This window comes from Rubneribacter sp. (assembly GCF_965361815.1).
This window is the reverse complement of the sequence record NZ_CBDTNW010000011.1, coordinates 1-6,020: the sequence shown is the minus strand read 5'-3', so window position 1 is coordinate 6,020 and position 6,020 is coordinate 1. Positions and strand designations below refer to the sequence as shown.

Here is a 6,020-nt window from a genome sequence, read left to right as displayed (position 1 = left end):
ACGGTCGCACCATGAGTCTCGTTTGATTAAGGCACGCCAGGCCTCTCGGCCACGATGTTGAACGTGCCGCGTGCGTCTGATCGCGCGCCAACTACTCCCCCACGGGCGTTCGCATCCTAACACGAAGCCAGCGGGGCGGCAATGCTATAATGCGCAATGCACACAAATCGTCACGGTTCCGATACGCCAGTCCGTCAGGAGACGCGATGCAGTTCATTTCATTCAAGAGGCGCAACGACTACGTCGACGATGGCGGCCCGGTCCGCCATCTGGACGACAGCGGGCTTCGCCGTCCGCTCGGCCCGTCCGCTCCGCAGCGCATCGTCATGGGAGCCTTCGTCGCGGCGGCGGCCGTCATCGGCGCCTACCTGCTCTACAGCGTTCTCACCGGCATGCAGGCCGGCGGGAACGTGCAAGCCAGCATGGAGGAGAACCTGGCGCGCGAGGTGCCCTACAACCTGCCCTCCCTTGCCGGGATCGCCACCCTTCCCGACAACGCCGCCATCAAGCAGCAGTTCGTCGATGCCGGAGAGACGGTCTACGATTACACGAGCGAGGAGGAGGCGGCCGTCGGCAAGATGAGGCTCATCAGGCTCCCACCCGACGTGACCGAGCTCGATGCCGCCGCCATGCTCGCAGGCGGAGGCATCGGATCGCTCGACGCCGCCAAGGCGTCGCTGCTGCTCAACGGAGCATGGATGCTCGACGTGGACCGCAGCGAGGGGACCTCTTTGCGCGTGGCCTACGCCGACTTCACGGCCGGCAGCGTGGAGGCGGCCGTGCAAAACGCCATAGCCTCCGAGGGGTTCGACCCTCTGACCACCCCTGAAGGAGGCGCGGGCGTGGACGAGGTGGGCAACACCTACCAGACCGGAACGGTGGACGCGGGCGGCACGGTGGGCACGTGGCAGGTGTCGGCCATCGCGCTCTCCAGCATGTACGACATAGCGGGATTTCCCGACGACGCCGTGTACGTGGGCGTAAGGCTGACCCTCTAGCCTCGTCAAAGTTATTCTTATAGAAAAATAGTAGAAACCCCTGCCCCTGCGGCGGGGGGTTTCCTTTCCTCCCCGCGGACATACCCCGATTGGAAGGCGCGCCGGCCTCGCGCATCATGATGCCCGAGGAGGAAGCCCCATGAAACCAGCACAGCTCATAGCAGGTGCGGCGGGCGCCGCCGTGGCGCTCCAGGCGGTCATGCACGCCGTGCGCGGGCAGGCGGACCTTCTGAGGCCGCCCGGCGCCCAGGGGGAAGGCGACTTCATAGCGCGCTGCGTCAAATGCGGCAAGTGCATGCAGGCCTGCCCCTACCGCGCCCTCAAACCCGCCGGCGCCAACGAGGGCACATCCGTCGGAACGCCCTTCGTCGATCCGCGCGCCCAAGCGTGCCGCCTATGCGAGGACTTCCCCTGCATCGAGGTCTGCCCCACCGGCGCGCTGCGCGACGTCGCCGCGCGCAAAGACGTGCGCATGGGGGTCGCCGTCATCGACGAGGAGGCGTGCATCGCCTTCCAGGGCATGCGCTGCGAGGTGTGCTACCGAGCCTGTCCCCTCATCGACGAGGCTATCTCCATCGACTACCGCATGCGCGAAGGCGACGCCATCCATTCGGTGTTCGCCCCCGTCATCGACGAGGAGGCGTGCGTGGGATGCGGACTGTGCGTGCAACGCTGCGTGGTGGGCGATCCTGCGGTGCCCATCCGCATCGCCTGCGACGCCGAACGGGCGCGCGAACGGGCCGGCTAGCCCGCCTGCCGCCCAGCGCGGCCATCCAGGTTCCGATCCGCCGAACGCGGTGACGATACAAAAGCACGAAGAGTGCGACGAGAAACCGAGAAGGAAGAAGGAGGGGCGTTCATGGACATCACACGGCGAGCATTCGTCAAGGCCACCGCGGTCGCTCTGGCAAGCGCCGCCGCGGCGGGCACCATGTCGTCGCTGGTCGGATGCGCCGCAGGCGGGCAGCAGGGCGCAAGCGCGCCAGAAGGCCGAAAGTACACGGCCGTCTGCCGCTTCTGCGGATGCGGCTGCGGCGTCATCTGCGAGGTGAAGGACAACCGCCTCGTCAGCGTCACGGGCGACCCGGACAACGAGTCCAACCGGGGCCTCAACTGCGTGAAGGGCTACTACCTGGCCAAGCTCCTCTACGGAAAGGACCGCCTGACCGTGCCGCTCATCCGCGACGACAGCTCCACCAAGGGCACGAAGGAGGGCCTGCGCGAGGCCACCTGGGACGAGGCGCTCGACCTGGTGGCGTCCAAGCTGCGCGAGACGTGGAAGAGCGACAAGAGCCGCCTGGCGTTTTGGGGCAGCGGCCAGCAGCCCATCACCGAGGGCTACTGCACGGCGAAGCTTTGGAAAGCGGGGCTTTTGTCGAACAACATCGACCCCAACGCGCGCCTGTGCATGGCAAGCGCCGTGGTGAGCTTCATGAACGTGTTCCAAACCGACGAGCCCGCCGGCTGCTACAGCGACCTTGACGAGGCCGACGTGTTCGTCACCTGGGGCGCCAACATGGCCGAAGCGCACCCCATGCTCTACTCGCGCCTGACCGCGCGCAAGCTCTCCGGCGAAGGCGTGCGCCACTACGACCTGGGCACCATCAAAACGCGCACCTCCGCAAGCGCCGACAAGACGCTTGTCTTCAAGCCCGGCACCGACCTGGCCATCGCCAACTGCATAGCCAACCACCTCGTGCAGAACAAGCTCTACGACGAGGCGTTCGTGAACGACCATCTGCAGTTCAAGCAGGGCACCGAGAACTTGGGCAACCCCACCGACGACGGCTACGACGCAAGCGAAGTGGGCTCGGCGGTGGACAACGTCTCCCCCATCACCTTCGAGGAGTACGCCGCGCGCTTGGCCCCCTACACCTTCGAGCACACCTCCGAGCTTTCCGGCGTGGCGGTGGAGGACCTGCGGGAGCTGGCCGAGGTGTTCGCCGATCCCGACGCGCGCGTGATGTCGCTTTGGACCATGGGCGTGAACCAGCACAACCGCGGCACGTGGATGAACCACAACATCTACAACGTCCACCTGCTCTCCGGGAAGATCGCGCGCCCCGGCTGCGGCCCGTTCTCGCTGACCGGCCAGCCCACGGCCTGCGGCACCGCGCGCGAGGTGGGCACGTTCTGCCACCGCCTGCCCGCCGACCTCCTGGTGGCCAACGCGCAGCACCGCCGCTTCAGCGAGGCTGTCTGGGATCTGCCGGAGGGCTACCTCGACGCCATCCAGAAGCCGGGCTTCCACACGGTCAAGATCTTCCGCGAGATGTCCAAGGGCAACATGGACTTCCTTTGGACCGCGCACAACAACTGGGCCGTCTCCATGCCCAACCTCACGCGCTTCTTGGGCCGCGGCGAGGACAAGCGCGGCATCTTCGACACCTTCATCGTGGTGAACGAGGTGTACCCCACCCTGTCCACCCAATACGCCGACGTGGTGTTCCCCGTGGCGCTGTGGGTGGAGCGCGAGGGGCAGTTCGGCAACGCCGAGCGCCGCAGCGCGGTGTTCGAGAAGGCCGTCGATCCGCCGGGCGAGGCCAAATGGGACCTCTGGGTCATCATGGAGGTGGCCCGCCGCGTGCTCGACGGCGAGCAGATAGGCGGCCAGGACGCCTTCGACCACCTGTTCGGCTTCATCTACGACAAAGACGCCGCCGACTTCAAGGGCGACGACCGCGAGACGAACCGCGCCATCTGGGAGGAGTACCGCATCTTCTCCAACCCCTCCCTCAACGACAAGGCCAAGGCCATCAACGACGATGCGGACGGAGCCTTCGGCGCCAAGATGAAGATGGAGGCCAAGCAGCTGGCCCCCTACGACGAGTACCTGGCGCGCCACGGCCTCACCTGGCCCGTGCGCGAGGTGGACGGCCAGTGGCTGCCCACGAAGTGGCGCTTCTGCTCCGGCGCGCAGGAAGACGGCTTCGACGAGGTGGGCATCGCGCAGTACGGCGCGGAGGGCCTGGCCGGCGGCGTGAGCTTCTACAAGTCCGCCAACATGAAGCCCTCGGTGGTGTTTCGGCCCTACGAGCCACCGGCGGAGACGCCCGATGAGGAGTACCCGTTCTACCTCTGCACGGGCCGTTTGCTGGAGCATTGGCACACCGGCTCTTTGACCAGGCGCATCCCCGAGCTCGACCGCGCCCTGCCCGAGGCCTTGCTCAACGTGTGCCAGGCCGACTGCGACAAGCTGGGCATCAAGGACGGCGACATGGTCAACGTGCGCTCGCGCTTCGGCGAGTTCGACATCAAGGTGTCCACGGCCGGCCGCACCGAACCGCCCGCCGGCGTGGTGTTCGCCCCCTTCTTCGCGGAGGAGACGCTTGTCAACCTGGCGGTGCAGGACACGTACTGCCCGCTTTCCAAAGAACCCGACTACAAAAAGACCTGCGTGTCCATCAGAAAGATAGAGGGGTGAGCGCCATGAAGAAGGCAACGCTTGCCGCGACCGCGGCCCTGACCCTGGCGCTCGGCGCGTCCGCCCTGGCCGGATGCGCGACGGAGGCGCCCGAATCCACCGTGAACGCCGACACGCCCGCCGGCGCGGCGCCCCTCATGCCAAGCACCCACGAGGGCCGCTACGAGAGCCTGGGCGCGAAAGGCTGCTACGGCTGCCACGGCGCCAACGACCAGGCCGACCCGATGCTCACCGGGTCCGTGCCCCTGCCCGCCGACCACTATCAAAACGGCGATCCCGCCACCCAGACGATGGACCCCGTGCGCGAGCAGTGCAACACCTGCCACGTGACGCAGGGCGAATAGGGTTTCGCACCCGAGCGAGGCGGGGTTCGCAAGCTTGCGGACCCCGCCTTTCCAAGACGACGCAAGGAGTGTTCCCATGGTCATTTCCAGCCTGGTCGTAGAGACCGTGCCCGAAAAAACCGAAGAGGTGGCGCGCGAGCTTTCGCGCCGGGAGGGCGTGGAGGTCCACGAGGCGAACGGATGCAAGCTCGTGGTCACCATCGAGGCCGAGACGGTGGACGATTCGCACGGCACCGCGAGCGGATTCATCGCCGTCCCGGGCGTGACCGGCATCAACTTGGTGTACGCCAACTTCGAGGACGACCCCACCTTGCCGAAGGCCGGCGCGCGATGAGCGAGCAGGCCGCCGCGCGGAAACGCGCACGCTGGACAGGGGCGCGCCACGTTGTGCAGGTTGCGGTGCTTGCGCTGTTCATGCTGCCGCTTCTTGCGACGGGCTGGGGGCTGTTCGGCGGATTTTCGGGCGGGGAGGAGCCGGCGCCCACCCCAGCGGAGCTGCCGTTTTTCGGGACCCTTTCCTCCTCGACCGTCTTCGGCGCAGAAACGCTCGACCCGTTTGCGGCATTGCAGGCGGCGTTGGCGTCCAAGACGCTGCCGCTTGCGTGGCTTGCGGCGGCGCTGCCCGTGTTGGCGGTGTACGGCCTTGTGCGCGGACGCGCGTTTTGCGGCTGGGCCTGCCCGGTGAACCTCATGCTTGAGCTGGTGGACGCCCTGCGGCGCAAACTCGGCATCGCGGTGCGCGAAGCGCCCGTGCCGCGCCGCGCGAAGATCGGGGTGGCGGCGGCGGTGCTCGTCCTGTCCGCGATAACCTCCATCCCCGTGTTCGAGGCGTTCTCGCCCATCAGCGCCGTCAACAAGGGCATCCTGCTCGGATCCGCGGCGGGGCTGTGGACGCTGGCGGCCATCGTGGCTGCGGAGCTGTTCTGGGGGCACCGGGTGTGGTGCCGGGCGCTGTGCCCCCTCGGCGGCTTCTACGAGGCGCTTGGCCGCGCAGGGCAGGTCAACGTGCGCATCGACCACGACGCATGCGTGAAGTGCGGCGCCTGCAAAGCCGCGTGCCTGTGCGATCCGGCCATCTTGGAGCCTGCCATCGAAAGGTGCGACGACATCGTGCGCGCGGGCGACTGCATGGCGTGCGGCGCGTGCGTCGACGCGTGCCCGACGCGTGCGCTCTCGATGCGTCTTGGTAGGCCGCGGAAGCAGGCGTGATGCGCGTTGCGCTCGCGAGCTCGGGCCGGACGGGCGCCCGCGCGG

Annotated in this window: 6 protein-coding genes; all 6 read left to right on the top strand. The window is 67.4% G+C overall.

Annotated features, from left to right (window positions below; genetic code table 11):
- The first annotated feature begins 206 nt into the window (after positions 1-206).
- Entirely contained in the window at positions 207-998 is a 792-nt protein-coding gene (locus ACWKY3_RS00705) for a teichoic acid transporter (RefSeq protein ID WP_449314504.1), read from the top strand.
- Between the two features lie 139 nt (positions 999-1,137).
- Entirely contained in the window at positions 1,138-1,746 is a 609-nt protein-coding gene (locus ACWKY3_RS00700) for a 4Fe-4S dicluster domain-containing protein (protein ID WP_449314503.1), read from the top strand.
- Between the two features lie 111 nt (positions 1,747-1,857).
- Positions 1,858-4,422 (top strand): molybdopterin-dependent oxidoreductase, encoded by a 2,565-nt coding sequence (locus ACWKY3_RS00695; protein ID WP_449314502.1) that lies wholly within the window; start codon positions 1,858-1,860, stop codon positions 4,420-4,422.
- A gap of 5 nt (positions 4,423-4,427) precedes the next feature.
- Positions 4,428-4,766, top strand: coding sequence for a nitrate reductase cytochrome c-type subunit (locus tag ACWKY3_RS00690; protein ID WP_449314501.1), 339 nt, complete (start codon positions 4,428-4,430; stop codon positions 4,764-4,766).
- Positions 4,767-4,842: 76 nt separating this feature from the next.
- Complete coding sequence (locus tag ACWKY3_RS00685; RefSeq protein ID WP_449314500.1) at positions 4,843-5,100, top strand: chaperone NapD; 258 nt, start codon at positions 4,843-4,845, stop codon at positions 5,098-5,100.
- Positions 5,097-5,975 carry a 4Fe-4S binding protein gene (locus tag ACWKY3_RS00680; protein ID WP_449314499.1) on the top strand — a complete coding sequence of 293 codons (879 nt, stop codon included), beginning with the start codon at positions 5,097-5,099 and terminating at the stop codon, positions 5,973-5,975. Before ACWKY3_RS00685 ends, ACWKY3_RS00680 begins: the two co-directional genes overlap by 4 nt.
- The last annotated feature ends 45 nt before the right edge of the window (positions 5,976-6,020 follow it).

Coding starts and splice junctions, on each gene's coding strand:
- ACWKY3_RS00705 (WP_449314504.1), top strand. CDS start 207: ATGCAGTTCATTTCATTCAAGAGGCGCAACGACTACGTCGACGATGGC.
- ACWKY3_RS00700 (WP_449314503.1), top strand. CDS start 1,138: ATGAAACCAGCACAGCTCATAGCAGGTGCGGCGGGCGCCGCCGTGGCG.
- ACWKY3_RS00695 (WP_449314502.1), top strand. CDS start 1,858: ATGGACATCACACGGCGAGCATTCGTCAAGGCCACCGCGGTCGCTCTG.
- ACWKY3_RS00690 (WP_449314501.1), top strand. CDS start 4,428: ATGAAGAAGGCAACGCTTGCCGCGACCGCGGCCCTGACCCTGGCGCTC.
- ACWKY3_RS00685 (WP_449314500.1), top strand. CDS start 4,843: ATGGTCATTTCCAGCCTGGTCGTAGAGACCGTGCCCGAAAAAACCGAA.
- ACWKY3_RS00680 (WP_449314499.1), top strand. CDS start 5,097: ATGAGCGAGCAGGCCGCCGCGCGGAAACGCGCACGCTGGACAGGGGCG.